Annotated in this window: 19 protein-coding genes and 1 tRNA gene; 3 read left to right on the plus strand and 17 right to left on the minus strand. The window is 47.0% G+C overall.

Going from position 1 to position 19,206, the window contains the following annotated elements:
- Positions 1 to 54: 54 nt before the first annotated feature.
- Complete coding sequence (locus A1sIIB60_RS06070) at positions 55 to 1,158, plus strand: Gfo/Idh/MocA family protein (protein WP_095689477.1); 1,104 nt, start codon at positions 55 to 57, stop codon at positions 1,156 to 1,158.
- Here the strand turns inward: A1sIIB60_RS06070 and A1sIIB60_RS06075 are convergent, their stop codons facing one another.
- From A1sIIB60_RS06075 to A1sIIB60_RS06120, 10 genes are all read right to left on the minus strand, one after another.
- The gene (locus A1sIIB60_RS06075) at positions 1,159 to 2,040 is read right to left on the minus strand and encodes a hypothetical protein (RefSeq protein ID WP_095689478.1); all 882 of its coding nucleotides are present in this window, start codon (positions 2,038 to 2,040) and stop codon (positions 1,159 to 1,161) included. It abuts the gene before it with no gap.
- On the minus strand, positions 2,037 to 2,930 hold the full coding sequence (locus A1sIIB60_RS06080; protein ID WP_095689479.1) for a carbohydrate kinase family protein: 894 nt from the start codon (positions 2,928 to 2,930) through the stop codon (positions 2,037 to 2,039). Before A1sIIB60_RS06080 ends, A1sIIB60_RS06075 begins: the two co-directional genes overlap by 4 nt.
- A complete protein-coding gene (locus tag A1sIIB60_RS06085; RefSeq protein WP_095689654.1) occupies positions 2,927 to 3,640 on the minus strand; it encodes a FadR/GntR family transcriptional regulator in 714 nt (237 codons plus the stop codon). The genes A1sIIB60_RS06080 and A1sIIB60_RS06085 overlap by 4 nt, the downstream gene beginning before the upstream one ends.
- A gap of 3 nt (positions 3,641 to 3,643) precedes the next feature.
- Entirely contained in the window at positions 3,644 to 4,459 is an 816-nt protein-coding gene (locus A1sIIB60_RS06090) for a carbohydrate ABC transporter permease (RefSeq protein ID WP_095689480.1), read from the minus strand.
- 10 nt (positions 4,460 to 4,469) lie between these two features.
- Positions 4,470 to 5,318 (minus strand): carbohydrate ABC transporter permease, encoded by an 849-nt coding sequence (locus A1sIIB60_RS06095; protein WP_095689481.1) that lies wholly within the window; start codon positions 5,316 to 5,318, stop codon positions 4,470 to 4,472.
- Between the two features lie 101 nt (positions 5,319 to 5,419).
- Entirely contained in the window at positions 5,420 to 6,868 is a 1,449-nt protein-coding gene (locus A1sIIB60_RS06100; protein WP_190279201.1) for an ABC transporter substrate-binding protein, read from the minus strand.
- Positions 6,869 to 6,903: 35 nt separating this feature from the next.
- A complete protein-coding gene (locus tag A1sIIB60_RS06105) occupies positions 6,904 to 8,304 on the minus strand; it encodes a hypothetical protein (protein ID WP_095689483.1) in 1,401 nt (466 codons plus the stop codon).
- 115 nt (positions 8,305 to 8,419) lie between these two features.
- Positions 8,420 to 9,484, minus strand: coding sequence for a M24 family metallopeptidase (locus tag A1sIIB60_RS06110; RefSeq protein WP_095689484.1), 1,065 nt, complete (start codon positions 9,482 to 9,484; stop codon positions 8,420 to 8,422).
- A gap of 56 nt (positions 9,485 to 9,540) precedes the next feature.
- A tRNA-Tyr gene (locus tag A1sIIB60_RS06115) sits at positions 9,541 to 9,625 on the minus strand.
- A gap of 60 nt (positions 9,626 to 9,685) precedes the next feature.
- Positions 9,686 to 10,207, minus strand: a complete 522-nt coding sequence (locus tag A1sIIB60_RS06120; RefSeq protein WP_095689485.1) for a copper resistance CopC family protein — start codon at positions 10,205 to 10,207, stop codon at positions 9,686 to 9,688.
- 95 nt (positions 10,208 to 10,302) lie between these two features.
- On the opposite strand from A1sIIB60_RS06120, the gene A1sIIB60_RS06125 reads away from it, so the two are divergent.
- Positions 10,303 to 10,791, plus strand: coding sequence for a YajQ family cyclic di-GMP-binding protein (locus A1sIIB60_RS06125; protein ID WP_095671580.1), 489 nt, complete (start codon positions 10,303 to 10,305; stop codon positions 10,789 to 10,791).
- A complete protein-coding gene (gene rarD, locus A1sIIB60_RS06130) occupies positions 10,792 to 11,682 on the plus strand; it encodes an EamA family transporter RarD (protein ID WP_095689486.1) in 891 nt (296 codons plus the stop codon).
- On the opposite strand, the gene A1sIIB60_RS06135 is transcribed toward rarD, so the two are convergent.
- From A1sIIB60_RS06135 to nuoI, 7 genes are read right to left on the minus strand one after another with little or no spacing between them, the layout of a single operon-like run.
- Entirely contained in the window at positions 11,650 to 12,639 is a 990-nt protein-coding gene (locus A1sIIB60_RS06135) for a polyprenyl synthetase family protein (protein WP_095689487.1), read from the minus strand. The two genes, rarD and A1sIIB60_RS06135, sit on opposite strands and share 33 nt — an antisense overlap.
- Positions 12,639 to 14,162 (minus strand): NADH-quinone oxidoreductase subunit NuoN, encoded by a 1,524-nt coding sequence (nuoN, locus tag A1sIIB60_RS06140; protein WP_095689488.1) that lies wholly within the window; start codon positions 14,160 to 14,162, stop codon positions 12,639 to 12,641. Before nuoN ends, A1sIIB60_RS06135 begins: the two co-directional genes overlap by 1 nt.
- Entirely contained in the window at positions 14,162 to 15,679 is a 1,518-nt protein-coding gene (locus tag A1sIIB60_RS06145; RefSeq protein WP_095689655.1) for an NADH-quinone oxidoreductase subunit M, read from the minus strand. Before A1sIIB60_RS06145 ends, nuoN begins: the two co-directional genes overlap by 1 nt.
- Before the next feature lie 11 nt (positions 15,680 to 15,690).
- Entirely contained in the window at positions 15,691 to 17,580 is a 1,890-nt protein-coding gene (gene nuoL, locus A1sIIB60_RS06150) for an NADH-quinone oxidoreductase subunit L (RefSeq protein ID WP_095689489.1), read from the minus strand.
- Between the two features lie 2 nt (positions 17,581 to 17,582).
- On the minus strand, positions 17,583 to 17,882 hold the full coding sequence (gene nuoK, locus A1sIIB60_RS06155; RefSeq protein ID WP_095677677.1) for an NADH-quinone oxidoreductase subunit NuoK: 300 nt from the start codon (positions 17,880 to 17,882) through the stop codon (positions 17,583 to 17,585).
- A complete protein-coding gene (locus tag A1sIIB60_RS06160; protein ID WP_095671585.1) occupies positions 17,882 to 18,661 on the minus strand; it encodes an NADH-quinone oxidoreductase subunit J in 780 nt (259 codons plus the stop codon). Before A1sIIB60_RS06160 ends, nuoK begins: the two co-directional genes overlap by 1 nt.
- A complete protein-coding gene (gene nuoI / locus A1sIIB60_RS06165) occupies positions 18,661 to 19,182 on the minus strand; it encodes an NADH-quinone oxidoreductase subunit NuoI (RefSeq protein WP_420021916.1) in 522 nt (173 codons plus the stop codon). Before nuoI ends, A1sIIB60_RS06160 begins: the two co-directional genes overlap by 1 nt.
- Between the last annotated feature and the right edge of the window lie 24 nt (positions 19,183 to 19,206).

The raw sequence follows: 19,206 nt of genomic DNA on the forward strand, positions 1-19,206 counted from the left end.
CGTATTTCGTCTAGCCCTCTGCCCAAATTATCGTAAGTGGTCTAACCTGTGGCTATGAAGAGCGAGCTTCGATACGGGGTTATAGGCGTCGGCAGCATGGGGCGCGAGCATATTTCCAACATCAAGGTGATGGGTGGAGCTGTCGTCACGGCCATCAGCGACCCTCACCAGCCCTCCATTGAAGCGGCTCTAGAAATGGTTCCGGGGGCCAAGGTCTTTAGCGATCACCGCGCGCTCTTGGATTCTGGCTTAATCGACGCCGTCGTAATTGCAACTCCAAATGACACCCATGCTGAGGTCTTAAAAGATGCGCTCGCAACAGAATTAGCGGTCTTTGTTGAAAAGCCACTTGCTACAACTGTCGAAGATTTGAAATCAATTCTGTCTTGGGATGAAAAGCGTAGCGCTCTTACCTGGATGGGCTTGGAATATCGTTTTATGCCACCGGTGACTGAAGCAATTGCGAGAGCAAAAGAAGGTGAAGCCGGAAAAATACATCAGATTTCGATTCGCGAACATCGCGAACCTTTCTATCCAAAGGTAGATAGCTGGAACCGCTTCACGGAAAGAACTGGTGGCACGCTTGTCGAAAAATGTTGCCACTATTTTAACTTGATGGATTTAGTGATTGGTGAACAACCTATCCGCGTATTTGCTTCAGGCGGTCAGAGCGTTAATCACTTAAATGAAAATTATGGCGGGCGCCGAGCAAATATGCTCGATAACGCATATGTAATTTTAGAATATGCCAGCGGTGCTCGTGGAATGCTCGATCTCTGTATGTTTGGCGAAGGTTCCTTCGATAAAGAGATTTTAACGATCATTGGAGATCAGGGAAAGATTGAATCATTCCTTCCTTCTCAAGTTGTTAAAGCCTCACGTCGTGATTCAGTTGGAAACCTCGATAACTGGGCAAGTGGTGCTAGCCGTGCGCGTGGCAGCGAAACAAAGATTGTTCATAACTACGATGTTAAGTACATGGGCCACCACTACGGTGCTTCATATATCGAACATACAAAATTCCGCGATGCGATTTTAAATTCCACTGCCGCTGAAGTTACCTTGCTAGATGGCGTAACGAGCGTTGTTACAGGGCTTGCTGCACACAAGAGCATCAACGAAGGTCGCGTCGTTGAAATCAAAGAACTTTGGGGCTAATTACCAACTGCTCCATGGCTTGGCGTAGGTATCAACTGTTTCGGCGAGCTTTTCTAAGCGTGGAATAGAGATTTCGCGCAGCGCCTTTGGAATATCAGGGGCACCAACGATGTCGGCCCAAACCGCGCGTCCAGCAAGGAAACCGCTCGCTCCCCCAATTGCACAAGCCTTCACTGCATCGTTGAAAAATGGTTGCTTAACTCCGTTAGAGAGAACTACCCACGGAGATCCAATTGCCTCAGAAATTCGTTCTGCGTTCTTGGTTACTAAAGAAAGATCTCCTTCGCCATGGAAGGGAACTTCTGCTTTATACAAATCTGGCTTCCAAGTCGCAGCTTCACGTGCTGCGATAATTAACTCTTCTTCGCGATCAAAAGATCTTGAAGTATCAGTTGGTGGCTTCACGATGATTTCTATAATCGATGGCAGACCAGAGACTTCGCATAACTTATTAAATTCGGCTACGAGTTTGGCTCGGCTATCCGGAGATTCATCGTTGCGCCACAGCACCAAGAATTTCAATCCGACGCTTTTGATATCACGCATTCTGATCGGATCAACATCAGGATCGACAGCAGTATCAGTAGCTGCGCCACCTGCGGGACCAACCAATAAATCAGCGGCAGCGATTAATCCGCATGAGCCTTTTAGCGCGCCCTGGTTGATAATCGCATCAATGCCAAACTCTTGATCAACTAAGAGCGCTGATGCAAATGGCGAAAGTTCGCGGGCAACATCTACTTTAAATTGAGTTAACTGTGAGTCAGGGACCGGTGTGCTCTGATGTGCCGCAAACATTCCGCGCAGAGCTTCACGTTGATCCACGGCAACCATCGCAAGTGCACCAGATGGACGGGCTAATTTGGTAAGTGGTGCTCTCATGATCGCTCCTTTAGGAATTTATCTAGCTCTGCGGTATTTGGAATCATCGATTGACCATCTAGGCCACGACATGAAAGTGCGGCGACTGCATTAGCGCGCATTAAAGAGGCTTCGAGAGTGTGGCCTTGAATTACTTGAGCAAGAAGCGCTCCATGAAAAACATCGCCGGCGCCTAGCGTGCTTACAACATCAACGGCAAAGCCATCTGCGTGAACTAAGCCTGATTCGCTGGAATAACCAGTACTTCCCGCAGAACCTTGCGTTGCAACCGTTATATTTTTTGCGTTAACCGCATCTCTTTCGACCGCTGTGCCCAGTTGAAGGTCGGGGTAACGAAGCGCCATCTGCCGATCAGTTGGAACAAATAGATCTACCTCTGAAGCCTCGAAATCAGCAACGTTGTAGCCGGCATCAAATGAAATCTTCGGTCCGTTTCCACGAGCGATCTTTTCAGACTTTAAACGGTTAATTCCAACGTGATCTACGTGGAGCCACTCAGCCTGACTAATCAACTTCTTCGCTTCTGCATTTAGATTTACTTGTTGCATTGGTTGACGGGTGCTAATTGCACGTGCGCTATGGGCCTTCGAAGCAACGATTACGCTTCCTGATGTTGCGCTAGCACCGATTGAAATCCCTGAAGTATCAACGCCTTCACGGACAAAAATGCGCAGAACTTCTGCGCCATCTTCATCATCGCCAATTGTTCCCACAATCGCCGTTGAAACACCGAGGCGGCTTAGCGTTACTGCGGCAACAGCTGCCGGGCCACCACCTGCACGGGCTATCTGGTGGGCTAAAACTCTTTCATCTTCGCCTGGATAGTTATCGACTAAGGCGATTGTGTCGATAGTTATTACGCCGAGACAAACAACTTGAATATCGCTCAACGCTCATTCTTTTCATTTGCATCGGCAAGGGCTACTGCACGTGCGCCAGAAATATGTTGCAGCGTTAACTTAGAGACAAGTTCTCCATCTCTTGCTTCAATCGCATCCAAAATAGCGTTGTGCTCGCGCTTTGATACATCTGATCTGCCTGGCAAACGCAACGTGGTTTCCATCGACATCTTCATTACATCTTGCAAGACGTTGAGAGTTTGGTTGATAAATCTATTTTCGGCGATTCCGACGATTGTTAGGTGAAACTTCGCATCTAACGCCTGCAATTGGTTGTAATCAATTGGCGTCGTTGAAGTAACTGTCTCGATCTGATTTAAAGTTGCACGAAGTAAGCGGATATCTTCCTTGGTTGCCTTTGCCGCTGCCCACTTTGATGCCGGAACTTCCAGAACTTCACGAGCATCAAAGAGCTCATTTAAGCCGTGGGTGGTGGCCATCATCGAAGCGCGCAGTTCTTGCGCAACTATCGGTTCTTGAACAAAAGTGCCTTGTCCATGCTTTATTTGCACTAAGCCTTGGGCCTGCAGAATATGTAGAGCTTCGCGCAGAGAAGGACGACTAACCGCCAACAATTCCGCGAGAGTTCGCTCTGATGGCAGGCGGTCGTTTGGCTTTAGATTCTGAATTTCAATTAGTTCAACTAATTGTGTAGCAATGCGCGCTGCACGTTGTGGAGCAAGCGGGGTTACAGCGCTCATCATTTAACCCTTTACCGCTCCTGCTGTAAGACCGGCGATAAACGAGCGTTGCATCATGAGGTACATGATAACCATTGGAAGTGATGCCACCATCACAGCGGTGAAGAGCATCGAGAAACTAACGAAATATTCACCGCGGTATGCCAACATCGCAAGTGGCAGAGTTTTCTTATCTGATTCTTGAATAAGCAAAAGTGGCCAGAGAAGATCGTTCCAGTTGATTACAAATAGGAAAATCGCTGTTGCACCCATCGCAGGTCGGGATAACGGTAGGGCGATAGAGCGATAGATGCGAAGCGGCGATGCGCCATCTACCTCAGAAGCTTCATACATATCTCGAGATATCTCTCGGAAGAAAGCGGTAAGAATAAAGATAGAAATTGGCAGGGTTGTGGTCACATTGATAATCACTAAGCCAAAGAACGAGTTGGTAAGTCCCAAATCTCGGAAGATGTAATAGATCGGAACAAGGTTGATCTGGGCGGGAATTGCCAAGCCGAGTGCAAATAAAGTTGCCAATACTTTTCCGGAAACTGTGATCATTCGGGCGATTGCAAATGAGGCCAGGCTGGCAAATAGCAAGGTGAAAATTACGGATAGCAGGGTTACAACTACGCTATTTCTAAAACTAACTTCAAGGTCGCTGTCGCTAAGCAATCTCTTGTAGTTATCCAGACTCCAGACATCTGGGAGAGAAAGTGGCTTGTTATAGACCTCAGAGTCGGTCTTGAAGGAGCCTAGAACAACAATAAGCGAAGGAATCAGAATTAGCGCGGCAAAGAAAGTAAGCGAGACAATCCGAGAACTCTTAAAGATCATTTCTTATCCCTCACTTCTCGTATCGTCCGCTAAATGCCCGGCGTTGCAACCAAGTTATAAGCACCATAGTGGCAACCATAAAGATTGTCTGTGCCGCCGCGTATCCAAGTCGAAGTTCATTAAACAAAGTGAAATAAACCAAGGTGCTAAAAATACTTGTTGAGTTATTTGGTCCCGCGGTTGAATTTGTCATAACCATGATCAAATCAAAGGCGCGGAACGATTGAATAGTCGTATATGCCATAACCACCAAGGTCGTAGGCATCGCCATTGGCCAAGTTATCTTTGTAAATTGCTTCCAGCGAGATGCGCCATCTACCTCTGCGGCCTCATAAAGTTCTTTGGGAATCTGCTGCAGGCCGGCGATATAGACAACCATCATCTGACCGGTGTGGAACCAGACTTGGCTAAAAGCGATCGCATAGAGCGCGCTGCTTTCACTACCCAGCCAGTTAAGTGCAAAGGAAGGCAATCCAACGCTATTAAAGAATAGGTTGATCGCTCCGAAGTTTGGATCATATAGAAAGAGCCAGATCATTCCCACAGAGACTGAAGAGAGAATTGTTGGGAAGAAGTAAAGAGTACGAAGTGCAATATTAACTTTGGTGTTTTTAACTAAGAAGACTGCAAAAATCAGAGCCAGCGCAGTTTGGAAAATAACAACCAGGAATGTGAATTCAATGTTGTTACCTAGCGTTTTATAGAAGAGATCGTCATTGGTAAGTAGATTTGTAAAGTTTCTAAAGCCCACATTTTCAGGCTCGGTGATGCCATCCCAACGTCGTGTGGCAAATTGCAGGTTTTGCAGCGCTGGATATAAATAAAAAGCAAGGAAGAGAATCATCGCCGGTGCGCCCATTACATAATAAACAAGCGCATCTTTCTTACGCTTTTTACGGGTAGCAGGAGTACCGCTCCCACCAATGGTGGGAGCGGTACCGGTAGCTAGTTTTGTCTTAATTAGCCTTGCAACTTCTGCTTGATCTGCTTAGAGAAGTCAGGCAGAACATCGTCTGGGCTCTTGCCACCAACGATTTGAATGAGGGCATCCTGAGTCAAATCTGAAACTGAAGTATTCAGAATCAAGAAGCGTGGAGCCAACATTGTGTTCTTAGCCTGGAAGGCAGATGTATTTAGCAAGTCAACGTTTGCTGAGTAATCAACATCTAGAACGTTAACGTGCTGAGTAGTTGCAACTGCATAGATCGCTGCAACTGGACCTGTAGCCAAATATGACAAGAAGGATTTTGCAATCCGCTGGTCAGTTGGATTTGACTTAGCATTTACACTGAGGTTGAAGGTGTTGTTCATAATTCCTTCAGCGACAACTTTGCCATCTGTTAGAACCATGCTCATCAACTGCATCTTGCCGGTTAGCGCTGGGGCCAAAGTCTTGATTGAACCCATTGAGAATGTACCGGTAGGAAGAATTGGTGACTTACCTGTTGCGAACAAGTTGTAAGCAGCAGCTTCAGTAACACCTGTTGGGTTATCTGGGAAGCATCCTGCGTTACGTAGCTTGACGTAGATATCTGCAACGCCCTTGAACCATGTTGAAGTCAGATCGATCTTTCCTGAGTTCAAATCTGCCAAGTTTGCAGATAACGCATCGTAATCTGCTGCAGAGTTCATTAGAGCAGAGTTTGAGATCTGCGCTGCTTGTCCACGTGTTGCTCCTGGCCATGCAAGAGGAACATATCCCTTGGCCTTGGCATCCTTACACCAGGCGACCCAACCAGTTAGGTTCTTAGGAATATCCCACTTCTCTTTTGCCCAGAGTTCAGTGTTATAGACCGGGTTGTTAAATAGGTAGTGATAAGGAACTGCGAGTACGCGACCCTTTTCAACTCCCGCTGTTAGACCCTTTGATACGAGGTTGCGCTTTACGAAACGCTCGTTAGTTAGATCTGCTGGCAATCCACTCTTAACGAAGTCGTTGAAGATTGAACCACGTGCTGCAGCGAATAGAGCAGCCTTTGGATTTGCGAGGATCTGCACGCGTGCAGTTGCGTTGTAATCAGTTGTTGTCTTGATTACCTGAGTAATTTTTGTACCTGGGTACTTTGCTTCGTAGTTTGTAATGATCTTTTCGAAGTGGGCTTTATCTTCTGGGCGATAGTGCCAGAATTCAATTGATCCAGCTGGTGGAACAATCTCCTTGATTGGAGCACCGAGGCTTGAGCTTAGGCGAACCTTCTGCCAAGTCAGTTTTCCATTTGATCCAGCCTTGCAAACTAGTGATGTTGAACTTGTTCCTGTTGAAACACCTTCAACCTTGCAAGCCTTTCCTAAGACTTCTCCAGCTGCAAATGCCGATGGCAATGTTGAAACAGCGACTGCGAATGCAACCACAGCTACTGCGCCAAGGCGACGTGCACTAAAGGAAGTCATTCCTTGAGTTTTCATCATTTGTAGTCCTTTGCTAATCGAGGGTTTTAGTTGTTTTACCATTCTGTGAGGGGTATCCCTAACATCTTTGCCATTTGACGAATACCCGGACGCACATCTATCCACGAGATGACTAGATGATGCGGATATCCGCCAGTGACTATTCCATTTACTAACGCAGCAGCATCAGGTTGAGTGATAACCGTTGCGGTATTACCTTGGAAGTGATTGGGAGCAGGGATAGATTCCCCTCGGCTCACAACCATTCGTAAACCCGTGCTATTGCTCGGATCTACATCCCGATCAATACGGAACAGCGTTACTGGTCCGGTCTTGAGCGGAAAATTACCTGCAACGCCTAGTTTGCGATTGCAGTGTGTTGTTTGCGTTGCATTTTGTGGATCTGCCGCCAACTTTGTCGCAGCTGATCCGCAATGCCATAGTCGAACTAAACCTTTATCTGCATCTAGATCGACGATATCTACCAAATAGTTTTCATCTGAACCCAGTGACTCGCAAACCATCATGGTTACGGCGCCCAGCACATCGCGTTCGCAGGTTGTGACTGTGCCGCGATCTGAAAGGCGGCCAAGGGAAGAACAGATACAGGCACCCATTTCCGTTGGAAATTCTGGCCAGCAACGGATAGCAATTGCATCTAGGGACTCTTCTTCGCGCCAAGTATCTAGCGCAACTTCAACACCATAAACTTTCTTTGCCTCATCAACGTTTACTGAAGAAAGAGAAGGCTGCGCTGCTACCGCGTTTGCATAGGCTAATTCACGCGCTTCTTCCTTAACTTCAGCAATTCGGCCAAATGCATCTGTAATTGTTATCTGGCGAACATCAAGTCCAAAATACTTATTCAACTGTTTGCCATCAAATACACATGGAGTAAATCCAATTGGAGCATCTCCAACAGCGCCGATCTTTTTGCCCTTTAACCAAGCAAAAGCTTTTTCAACTTCGCCAGCGGGTGCAAATTCTCCAACAATAGATTTTGGAGCAGTCGCCTCTGGAAGTTTGCCGGCGAGCGCATCACGAATTGCACTGCGCACATTCGCTTCATCGGCGTTTCCATGGATATGACGGATTGATTGCCCAACATTCATCAGAGCATGTGCCGCAAGATTTACGCCGCACATTGAATTCAATTTAAGTCTTTCGCCAACTTCACCAGGTTCGCGCATCGACCAACCAAGGATGGGTCCATTAACTTTTCCAAAGAGTTCAACTGCCGGTGATGCATCTGCAAATGAGGCCATAAATAAAATGTGAAGGTCAGCCGCTGGAAGTTTTACCGCAGCGAGATCTTCAACAGTCATTACGAGTTCACTTGGCCCTACTACTGATGCGCCTAGTTCATTTAACAGTGCACGCGCGCTATCGAAATTAGCCTGGGCGCAGGTCAGATCAAAGGTAGGTCGCGCTAACGCGACGAGAGCTACAGTGCTCAATTTGCCTCCAGTGGTAAGACCTCTTGGTGAAGGGTGCCACTGGCGACCTAGCGAGTCAATGGGAAAGCGCGAGTTTTTCGCTTGTTATGAGACCGTTATGAGCAGGGCGATGGGGTTATCTTTGAAGGATGAAGGGTCTGGTCCGACCATTGACCTCAAAAGCGGGCCAATTCGGATCGTTGGTAAGTACCTCAACCCCCGACTTGGTCGCCAAGATCGTATCCTCAGCCTTCCAGCCTGTACCCGTTGGGTTCCATGCGATCGGTTGGTTGTGCGCAATCAATCTGGTTGTTCCCTGATTTGCTGGCCAATCACGAGGAAGGAAGCCGGTTGGCCCACCTTGGTGATGGTTCTGCCACTCATCCTTATCGAAACCATTTAGCGGGTAAGCAGCGATCGCAGCATTTATTGGATCTGAGAAAGGCCGACCAACCACAGTGGCATCGAACATCGCCGCCTCAACTTTAAATATTGATTCGTAGCCGTTTATCTCCTCTTGAGATAACTGCCCAAAACTGACAATTCTGGTTATTGATGCGATTAGCCCCTTATGTTTTGCGCATATTGAGGCCGAGACACGGTCTCCAATTGGCGTTGAGGTCGGTAGTGGATGGCGAAACTTGGTGACTCGCTCTTGGCCGGCAACGCCTAGAAATGCGATCTCTAAATTAGAGCGCCATAAGGAACTAGTTATTAGCGCTGCCACATCGATTTCTCGATCGCTACTTTTTACCTCTTTCATAGCGCTTCCTAGAGCTGATGCGGCTTCCAGGCAGATCTTCTTAAAGCGTTCTACATCATCTGCAATAAGTGAGCCGCGAATAATCTCGATCTCAACGCCTAGATCAACTCTGTCACCACCAGGTTGATCAGAACCAACTTTTGCTCCTGTTGGCAATAACGGATCGCGTCCTTGTGACCACGGCACGGTTTGTACTGAAACTTCTGCAGGAAACTCTTCAGCAATTAATCGTGGCGCCTCGACAACATTTGTTATTGCAACAGCTGAATCTTTTGTAATGATTAAATCAAAACACGCCGCATCGATAGTTGTTGGAACATGTGCTCGTCCAGAAATGGCCCAAGCCAGATTTGGATTACGGCGGAGCACAAATGCATCAAGCCCTTTTTCAGCCATTAAATCTCGTACTGGTTGGATCCGAAGATTAAATGCGCTCATGGTAAGGATGCTACAACTTTGGGCTCATAAGAAAAAGTGAGCAAAATAGGCGTTACTGGTGGCGGGTGAAGGATTTGAACCTTCGAAGGCAGAGCCGGGGGATTTACAGTCCCCTCCCATTGGCCGCTCGGGCAACCCGCCAGGGTCATTCTTTTACGGCGGGCGCAAGATTACCTCAAATATTTAGCGAGGGGTAATCGGCTATTTTGCCCGCTTTTTCCAGATAAAAATCAAGATTAGTAAGCCACCAACAATCGCAGTAGCGCTAAGAATTAGATAGATAGAAATTTTATTACCTGAAGGAGATGGTGAAGTGGTTATAGGTTCAGATTTAATCTCTGAAGTTGTTACTGACGATGCTTCAACTGTGAAAGTAAATTCGCCCTCAATCACATGCCCATCAGCAGCCACTGCACGATACTCGACTCTAAATTCTCCAGTTTTATCGATTGTTTTTAGCGCTTTAGTAAGCGTTGGACCAGCAACTAAAACCTTACCTTGGCTTACATCATTATTGGTGGAGTCAAAAACCTTTATTGAATTCGAATCTCCAATAGCAATCAACTCTTCTGCAAAGGTGATAGTCGCTTCTGGTGGAAGCGAATTAATCACTGATTCACTCTGAGGAATTGAGTTAACTAGCACTGTGTGCGCTGGCGCTGGAGATGCCAAAAATGCAAGGAAAATGGCTCCCGCTAAAGCGATAATCTGTCGTAAGCGCATGGATCAATTCTACTTCGCATAAACTTTATTAATCCTTCTAAGCGCGATAACCTAGCGCTATTCAAAGTGATCTTCACCGCTTTTAGGAGGGCCCCATGGCTGATAGCAGTTTCGATGTAGTTTCAAAGATTGATCGTATGGAGCTTGATAACGCGATCAACCAAGCGATCCGCGAGATTGACACGCGCTTTGATTTTAAAAATACCGGCGCAAAAATTGAAATGGCCGGCGAAAAGATAAATATTGAAGCTGATACCGAAGAACGCGCTAAGGCAACTCTCGACGTCATCAAAGATAAAATGATTAAGCGCGGGGTTTCACTTAAGCATATTGATCCAGGCGAGCCACAACTTTCTGGAAAGATCTACAAGATCTCTTGCCCGCTTAAAGAAGGTATCTCTACAGAGAATGCAAAGAAGATCGCTAAGTTTTTACGTGATGAGGGTCCAAAGTCAGTTAAATCTCAGATCCAAGGTGATGAACTACGCGTCACTAGTAAGAGCCGTGACGACCTGCAAGCCACGATGGCGATGATCAAAGAAGGTAAGTGGGAGTTCGCAGTTCAATTTGTGAATTTCCGTTAATTGAAAAAGCAGAAGCTTGGCCTCATATATGGGGTTAGCGCATATGTCTTGTGGGGAATGTTTCCTCTCTATTGGCCGCTGCTCGAGCCTGCTAACCCACTTGAAATAGTTTCGCACCGCGCTGTCTGGACTTTGATCTTCTGTGTAATTGTTCTGGCCATTACCCACGCCCTTAAATCGACCTTAGCCACATTCCGCCGGCCAAAGGTGGCAATCAAGTTATTTCTTGCCTCAATTCTTATCTCAATTAACTGGCTGATTTATATCTGGGCAACCAATAACGGGCACGTTGTCGAGGCTTCGCTTGGTTATTACATAAACCCACTGATCATCATTGCCTTCGGTGTGATTTTGCTGAAAGAGAAGATGCGCCGGCTTCAATGGGTAGCAGTTTCAATTGCAACAGTTGGAGTAATTATCCTTACCGTTGATTACGGTCGTCTGCCTTGGGTTGCTTTGGGGCTTGCTCTTTCCTGGGGAACTTACGGACTTGTTAAGAAACAACTTGGGCTTGGTGCGCTCGAAGGCCTAGCGATTGAAACGATGATCGCCTTTATTCCTTACTGCGGTTATCTCATCTTTATCGGATCTAAGGGCGAAGGACAGTTTGGCAATGGCGCAGGTCTAACCATTCTCTTGATTAGCGCAGGCGCAGTAACTGCGATTCCTTTGCTGTTATTTAACGGTTCTACTACACGACTTCCATATTCAACGATCGGACTCTTGCAATATATAACTCCGACGATTCAATTTTCGATCGGTGTTTGGGTAAACCATGAAGCGATGCCTACTGCTCGTTGGGTGGGATTTATCTTTATCTGGTTAGCGCTAATGACGCTGGCAACGGATCTTTTAAAATCAGGCAGATCTGTCGACAACAGCATCGCATAGCGAGAATAAAGCGCTAGTTGCTGAATTTAGTGGCAGCGGGCCAAGTGCGGTGCGCGCATCTTTAGCAACGTTTCCAAGCTGTTGGCGGGCTTGCTGCAAGCCATCATGGGTGCGAAGAGCGCGAAGAACTTGCTGCACTACAACTTCATCATGAATAGGTGCACTCAATAGCTCTTTAAGTTCGGCATCTTCAGCTTTATTTGAAGCCATAACATTTAAAGTTACAAGAGTAGGAACGCCTTCACGTAGATCCGTTCCTGGAGTTTTTCCAGATTGGCTAGATTCGCTTGCGATGTCGATTACATCATCAGCCAGTTGGAATGCGATACCGATCTGTTCGCCAAATTTAGTTAGCGTTTCAACGGTTTCACGCGGTGCTCCCGAGAGAAGTGCACCAAAGCGCGCACTAGTTGCAATAAGCGAGCCAGTCTTATCCCCCACAACGCGCAGATAATGTGCGAGTGGATCTTCACCATTCTGCGGACCTTGGGTCTCCATAATCTGACCAATAACTAAACGCTCGAAAGTTCGCGCTTGCAGGCGAACTGCTTCCGGGCCTAAGTCAGCAAGTAGATCTGATGCCTTAGAGAAAAGATAATCACCGGTCAAAATTGCGATGGTATTTCCCCAACGATTATTCGCACTTTCTACACCGCGACGAAGTGGCGCTTCATCCATTACATCATCGTGATAAAGCGTTGCCAGATGCGTTAATTCACAGACCACCGCTGCGGGAATTACTTCCTTGCGCGTTGGATCACCAAAGTGAGATGAGATAAGAGTTAATAGCGGGCGCAATCGCTTGCCACCGGCAGCAACTAGGTGGCGAGAGGTTTCTTCAACTAGTGGGTAATCACCTTTGATGTGTTCACGCAGTAAATGTTCAACGCCTTGCATACCTGTAGCAAGATCTGCCTCAAGTGCGGGATCAAGATCAGGAATGCCGAATGATGACATTAGCGAAGGAATGTAGCTGAGCTTTGAATAAAGTTAATCAAAGGAGTTGGGTAGATTCCGAGTGCGAATGTTGCTAATGCAGATACCGTGATTGTGATCTGTGTATAGATTGAAGGAATCACAACGCTAGTGCCATCTTCGACTGGATCTTTAAAGAACATCAGAACAATTACGCGGATATAGAAGAAGGCTGCGATCGCTGATGAAAGAACGCCGGTAATCAAAATTGCTGTTGATCCACTTTCGTAGGCAGCTGAGAAGATCGAGAACTTTCCGATAAATCCGCTCGTTAGCGGAATTCCAGCAAAGGCCAGTAAGAAACCAGCGAAAGCTGTGGCAACCCAAGGAGAACGCTTTCCTAGACCGCTCCAGCGATTTAGATCGGTAACTTCACCAGCTGAATCGCGAACTAGAGTCACGATTCCGAAAGCACCTACTGTGGCAATTCCATATGCGAAGAGATAGAAGATTGAAGATTCCAAACCTGATTTGCTTAATGCAACTACACCTGAGAGCAAAAACCCTGCATGGGCGATAGATGAGTAAGCGAGCATGCGCTTTATATCGCGCTGTGCGATTGCAACAAGTGAGCCAAAGACCATTGTTATAAGTGCAATTGCGATAATCGCTGGACGCCATTGCCAGTAAGCCTCAGCGAATGAAACATAGAAGATACGGAGCATTGCACCGAATGCGGCAACTTTGGTGGCAGCTGCCATAAGGGCGGTAACTGCAGTTGGTGCGCCCTGGTAAACATCTGGCGACCAAGCGTGGAACGGAACTGCGCCAACTTTAAAGAGAAGTCCGATTGAGATAAATGCGATTCCGAGAAGTAGATAAATATCGTTTCCGCTTCCACCGATTACCGCTGAGTGGATTCCAGCGAAGGTAACTGATGATGAATAGCCGTAAAGATATGCGATACCCATCAGGAAGAACGCTGATGCGAAAGCGCCGAGCAAGAAGTATTTAAGCGCTGCCTCTTGCGACATCAAACGGCGACGGCGCGATAGACCAGCCAATAGATAAAGTGGAAGTGAGAGAACTTCTAGCGCCACAAAGAGCGTAATTAAATCTGTAGCAACTGGAAAGAGCATCATGCCCGCAACTGCAAAGAGGGTCAGTGGGTAGATCTCGGTGACTCTTAGATCTTGCTGCAGTGATGCACGTTCTTCATCTGATCCTGGAAGAGCAGCAGCCAGCGCGGTGAAGTTCTCTTGATCTGCAAGCAAAAAGACCGCAATAATTGAAATAAGAAGTATGGAACCTTGAATCAACATACCTGCGCCATCGAAGGTGACTGACTCCATCGCAGCCGCTGATGAGGAACGATCGCGCACACGAATTAACGATGCCACTTGCGATAGAACCAAAGTTGCCAGAGTAATAAATAGTTGTGATGAAGCGCGTGATTTACGAGGAGCAAAGGCTTCGATGAGCACGCCGAGAACTGCGCCACCAAGCACGATCAGAATCGGTGCAAGAAGTGCGTAATCAAGGGTTGGAGATACGAATTCAATCATTACTTGCCCTCACTCGTGGTTGGCGCTGGATCGCTAAATCCTTGTTGCGAAATGATGGTCTGCGATGCTGGATTAATGATGTTTAACAACGGTGATGGGTAGAAACCAAGCACAACGATCGTTGCGATAACTGGTGCGATCGCAATTTTTTCGCGCAGAGTTAGATCGCTTAAATTCTCATTGCCCGGAGTTGTTGGGCCATGGAGCGCGCGTTGTACCGGAATCAAAATGTATAGAGCCGCTAAGACGATACCGAAGGTAGCGATAACCGCTGCAACTGGATATCGCGTAAAGGTTCCAACTAGAACGAGGAATTCGCTAACGAAGCTAGAAAGACCCGGCAGCGCCAAGCTCGATAGACCTGCGATGAAGAATGACCAAGCCATGATTGGTGTGACGCGTTGTAGTCCACCGAAATCAGAGATTGTTGATGAGTTACGGCGAGTGATCATAAATCCAGCAACTAAGAAGAGCGCTGCTGTTGAGAATCCGTGGTTAAACATGTACAGCGTTGAACCAGACATACCTTGCGAAGTCATCGCGAAGATTCCCATGGTGATAAATCCGAAGTGAGAAATCGAGGTATATGCGATCAAGCGCTTGATGTCTTTGGCGCCAATTGCAAGGAATGCACCGTAGAGAATGGAGATAACTGCCAAGGTAATAATCATCGGAGTAAATGTCTTACTTGCCTCTGGAAAGAGAGTTAAGCAATAACGGATCATTCCGAATGTTCCGACCTTATCGAGAACACCTAAGAGCAATACTGAAGTTCCAGGGGTCGCTGACTTTGCAGCATCTGGTAGCCATGTATGTAGCGGCCAGAGCGGAGCCTTGATCGCAAATGCGATAAAGAATCCAAGGAATAAGACGTTCTCCATCATTGGTGTTAGAACTGTGTGCAGCCCCGAAAGAGTTGTTATATCGAAGGTGCGGTTGCCGTAGCGAGTTGCCATGACATAGATACCGATAATTGAGGCGAGCATCAGCAAGCCACCAAAAAGGCTGTAGAGCAAGAATTTAACTGCTGCGGCAGCGCGTTCGCCGGAACCAAAACCACCAATTAAGAAGTAAACCGGAACCAACATCGCTTCAAAGAAGACGTAGAACAAGAAGACGTCAGTTGAAGCAAAGACGCCGATCATCATTGTTTCAAGTACTAGAAGTAGTGAGTAGAAGACCTTAGGGCTCCAACGTCCGCCTTCAGATTCATTCCATCCCGCAACTACAACAATTGGAGTTAAGAGAACAGACATCAAGATCAATACGAGGGCAATGCCATCGACGCCAAGTGCATATTTGATACCAAAGGCAGGAATCCATTCGCGAGATTCTACGAATTGAAAACCATTAGCGTTGAAGTCAAAGGAGATCGTCATGTAAATGCCAACAAGAGCAACCAATATTGTGGTCACAAGTGCGATCTGTTTAGTTAAAAGAACGTTTGTCTTAGGAGCTAGCGCGATGAAAGCGGTACCAATCAGCGGCAGCAGCATCAAGAAAGAGAGGATGTTCATATCTGCCAGGTTCACGTTGTTACCACCCAAATTGCCGCGATTAGCGCTGCTGCGCCGATCAAGATTAGAACTGCATAGCTACGAACAAAACCTGTCTGAGTTTCGCGGAGCGCAGAACCAGAGCCGAGCGCCATCTTTCCAACACCGCGAACTGCGCCATCAACAACTGAGCCATCAATCTTGACTAGGGCAGAAGTTAACGCTTGTCCTGGTCGCATAAAGAGCGCTTCGTTTACATCATCTTGTAGCAAGTCGCGACGTGCGATGCGAGTAAAGATAGAGACTTTCTCTGGTGCCACGTTATCAATTTCAGAGAGTTGGTATTTGATAACTGCGATTGCAACACCAATTGCAACCATTGTGAGAGCAAGACCGGAGACAACAATTGGAGGCAGTAGCTCGGTGTGCTCACCATGTTCTTCAAAGAGTGGCTCAAGCCAATGCTTAAAGGCTTTTCCACGATAGAGCAGATAACCTGAAATAACTGAGCCGATTGAAAGGATCACCATCGGTGCCCACATCAAAGCAGGTGATTCATGTGGATGTTGGTTATCGTCCCAACGCTTTGGACTTGTAAAGGTCAAGATCATTACACGCGTCATATAGAAGGCGGTGATCGCTGCACCTAAGAGCGTGACTGAACCAAGAATAATTCCCTTTGCACCACCGGCATTTAGCGCCGTTTCAATAATCATATCTTTGGAGTAAAAACCAGCGAATGGTGGAACCCCGATAATTGCTAAGTAGCCAAGACCAAAGGTCACAAATGTGATCGGCATAAATTTACGCAGTCCACCATATTTGCGCATATTTACTTCATCGTTCATGCCATGCATTACCGAACCTGCGCCAAGGAACATTCCGGCTTTAAAGAATCCGTGGGTAAGTAAGTGCATGATTGCAAATGCGTAACCGGCAGGTCCAAGGCCTGATGCCAAGATCATGTAACCGATCTGAGACATCGTTGAAGCAGCAAGTGCTTTCTTGATGTCATCTTTAGCCATACCGATAATGGCACCGAACAAGAGAGTGATTGCACCAACGATAACGACGAGAAGTTGCGCGGTTGGCGCAGCATCAAATACAAAGTTTGAGCGAACGATGAGATAAACGCCGGCAGTAACCATGGTTGCGGCGTGGATCAACGCAGAAACTGGAGTTGGGCCTGCCATCGCATCGCCGAGCCATGCCTGCAATGGGAATTGCGCAGACTTTCCGACTGCCGCAACCAACAACATAACTCCGATGGCAGTCATCGCTGCTTCAGATGCATGATGTGATTGTTCTTTTACTCCGCTAAATGAAACGGTGCCTAATGTGGCAAAGGCGATCATGATCGCAAAGGAAAGCCCCATATCGCCGATACGGTTCATGACAAATGCCTTCTTAGAAGCAGTTGCATATGCTGGTTTTTGATTCCAGAAACCGATCAATAGATAAGAGGCAAGTCCTACGCCTTCCCAACCAACATAGAGGTTTAGGTATGAGTCACCGAGCACCAAGAGCAACATCGCTGCGATAAAGAGGTTTAGGTATGCAAAGAAACGACGGCGATCTTTGTCGTGAGACATATATGAGATGGAATAGATATGAATCAAAGTTCCAACGCCGGTGATTAGCAGTACAAAGCAGATCGATAACTGATCTAGCAAGAGCGATGCATCAACGTTAAAACTTCCAACGCTGATCCAAGTAAAGAGCTTCTGCGTCACCGGGCGAAGCTCTGCTTCGCGATCAAGCATCTGTGAAAGTTGAATTAAACCAACTGCAAATGATCCAGCAGACATCGCAGTAGCAAGTAGGTGTCCCCACTTATCAGCCTTACGTCCAAGAAGCAGCAGGGCAAGTGCGCCAAAGAGTGGAAGCGCGATTAAATAAACGAGACCGTTATTGGTAGCCATGTTTATCGCTTCAACAAACTAGCATCATCGATAGATGCTGATCGGCGTGAACGGTAGATCGTGACGATGATCGCAAGGCCAACTACTACTTCACAGGCTGCAACAACCATCGTGAAGAAGGCAACTACTTGACCATCTAGAGTTCCGTTGATTCTTGAGAAAGTTACTAGTGAAAGATTTGCTGCGTTGAGCATTAGCTCAATACACATAAAGACAACGATTGCGTTGCGGCGAACGACTACGCCAACGGCGCCGATGGTAAATAGAATCGCGGAAAGGTAGAGATAGTTATCGAGGCTCATTACTTCTCCTCCACAACTGATGTATCAACGTTATCGAGTTGGAACTGGGCTGAATCAATTACATCTCCACGCGCCTTAAGCGTTGCAGAAATTGAAGAAGGGGCTGGCGTTCCATCTGGCAAAAGCGCTGGAACATCGACTGCGTTGTGACGAGCAAAGACGCCTGGGCCAGGTAGTCCAGCAGCGCCTGCTAAAGAATCTGAGCGGAAACGATTTACTGATTGTTCGCGCTGAGTTGGGCGCGGGGTTGTGCGTTGATGATGTGCCAGAACCATTGCGCCAACTGCTGCGGTAATTAGCAGCGCTGAAATAACTTCAAATGGCCATACGTACTTTGAGAATAAGAGTGCAGCAAGTCCTTGCACATTTCCTGGTCCATTTGCAGCATCTAATCCAATTGGTTCGCGACCCAAAGTTGCACGACCAAGGAGTGAAACCATTAGTCCGCCAAAGCCGACTGCTGCAGTGATTGCAATAGGACGAAGTCCAGTAATTGTCTCGGTTAGCGAATCAGATGAATCAACACCGACCAACATCAAGATAAAGAGGAAGAGCATCATCACCGCACCGGTGTAGACAACCACCTGAACAATTCCGAGGAAGAGCGCGCCTTGTGCGATGTAGAAAATTGCGAGCGAGACCATAACCCACGCAAGTAATAGCGCTGAATGAACTGCCTTCTTAACCAACAACATTCCAAGTGAAGCAAGAACTGAAAGTGGTGCTAAGAACCAGAAGAGAACTGTCTCTGGCGTCTGAATAGTTAGTAAAGGTTCCATTATTTTTGCTCCTGTGAGGGATGAGCTTCCTTAACATCGCCGTTGTAATAGTTGGTATCGGTCATACCTGGATACATTGGATGTGGAGGTGGCAACATGCCTGCGCGAAGTGGACCTAGTAAATCGTCTTTTTCGAAGATCAATTTGCTGCGAGTTGAATCTGCTAGCTCGTATTCATTTGTCATGGTTAGCGCACGAGTTGGACATGCTTCAATACAAAGCCCGCAGAAAACACAACGTAGATAGTTAATTTGGTAGACCTTGCCGTAACGCTCTCCTGGTGACATTTGATTATCAGGCGTGTTATCTGCACCTTCAACATAAATCGCATCAGCAGGACATGCCCACGCGCAGAGTTCACAACCAATGCACTTTTCGAGTCCATCTGGGTGGCGATTTAACTGATGGCGACCGTGGAAACGCTCTGCAGTCGGCTCTTTAACTTCTGGATATTGAACAGTATTAACCTTCTTAAACATGGTTATGAAGGTGACCCAGAAACCTTGTGCCTGTTTGAGCAAACTCTTTGGACCAGGTTGTTCTAC

The organism is Candidatus Planktophila lacus (assembly GCF_002288385.1).
In the GTDB taxonomy this organism is placed as follows: Bacteria; Actinomycetota; Actinomycetes; order Nanopelagicales; family Nanopelagicaceae; genus Planktophila; species Planktophila lacus_D.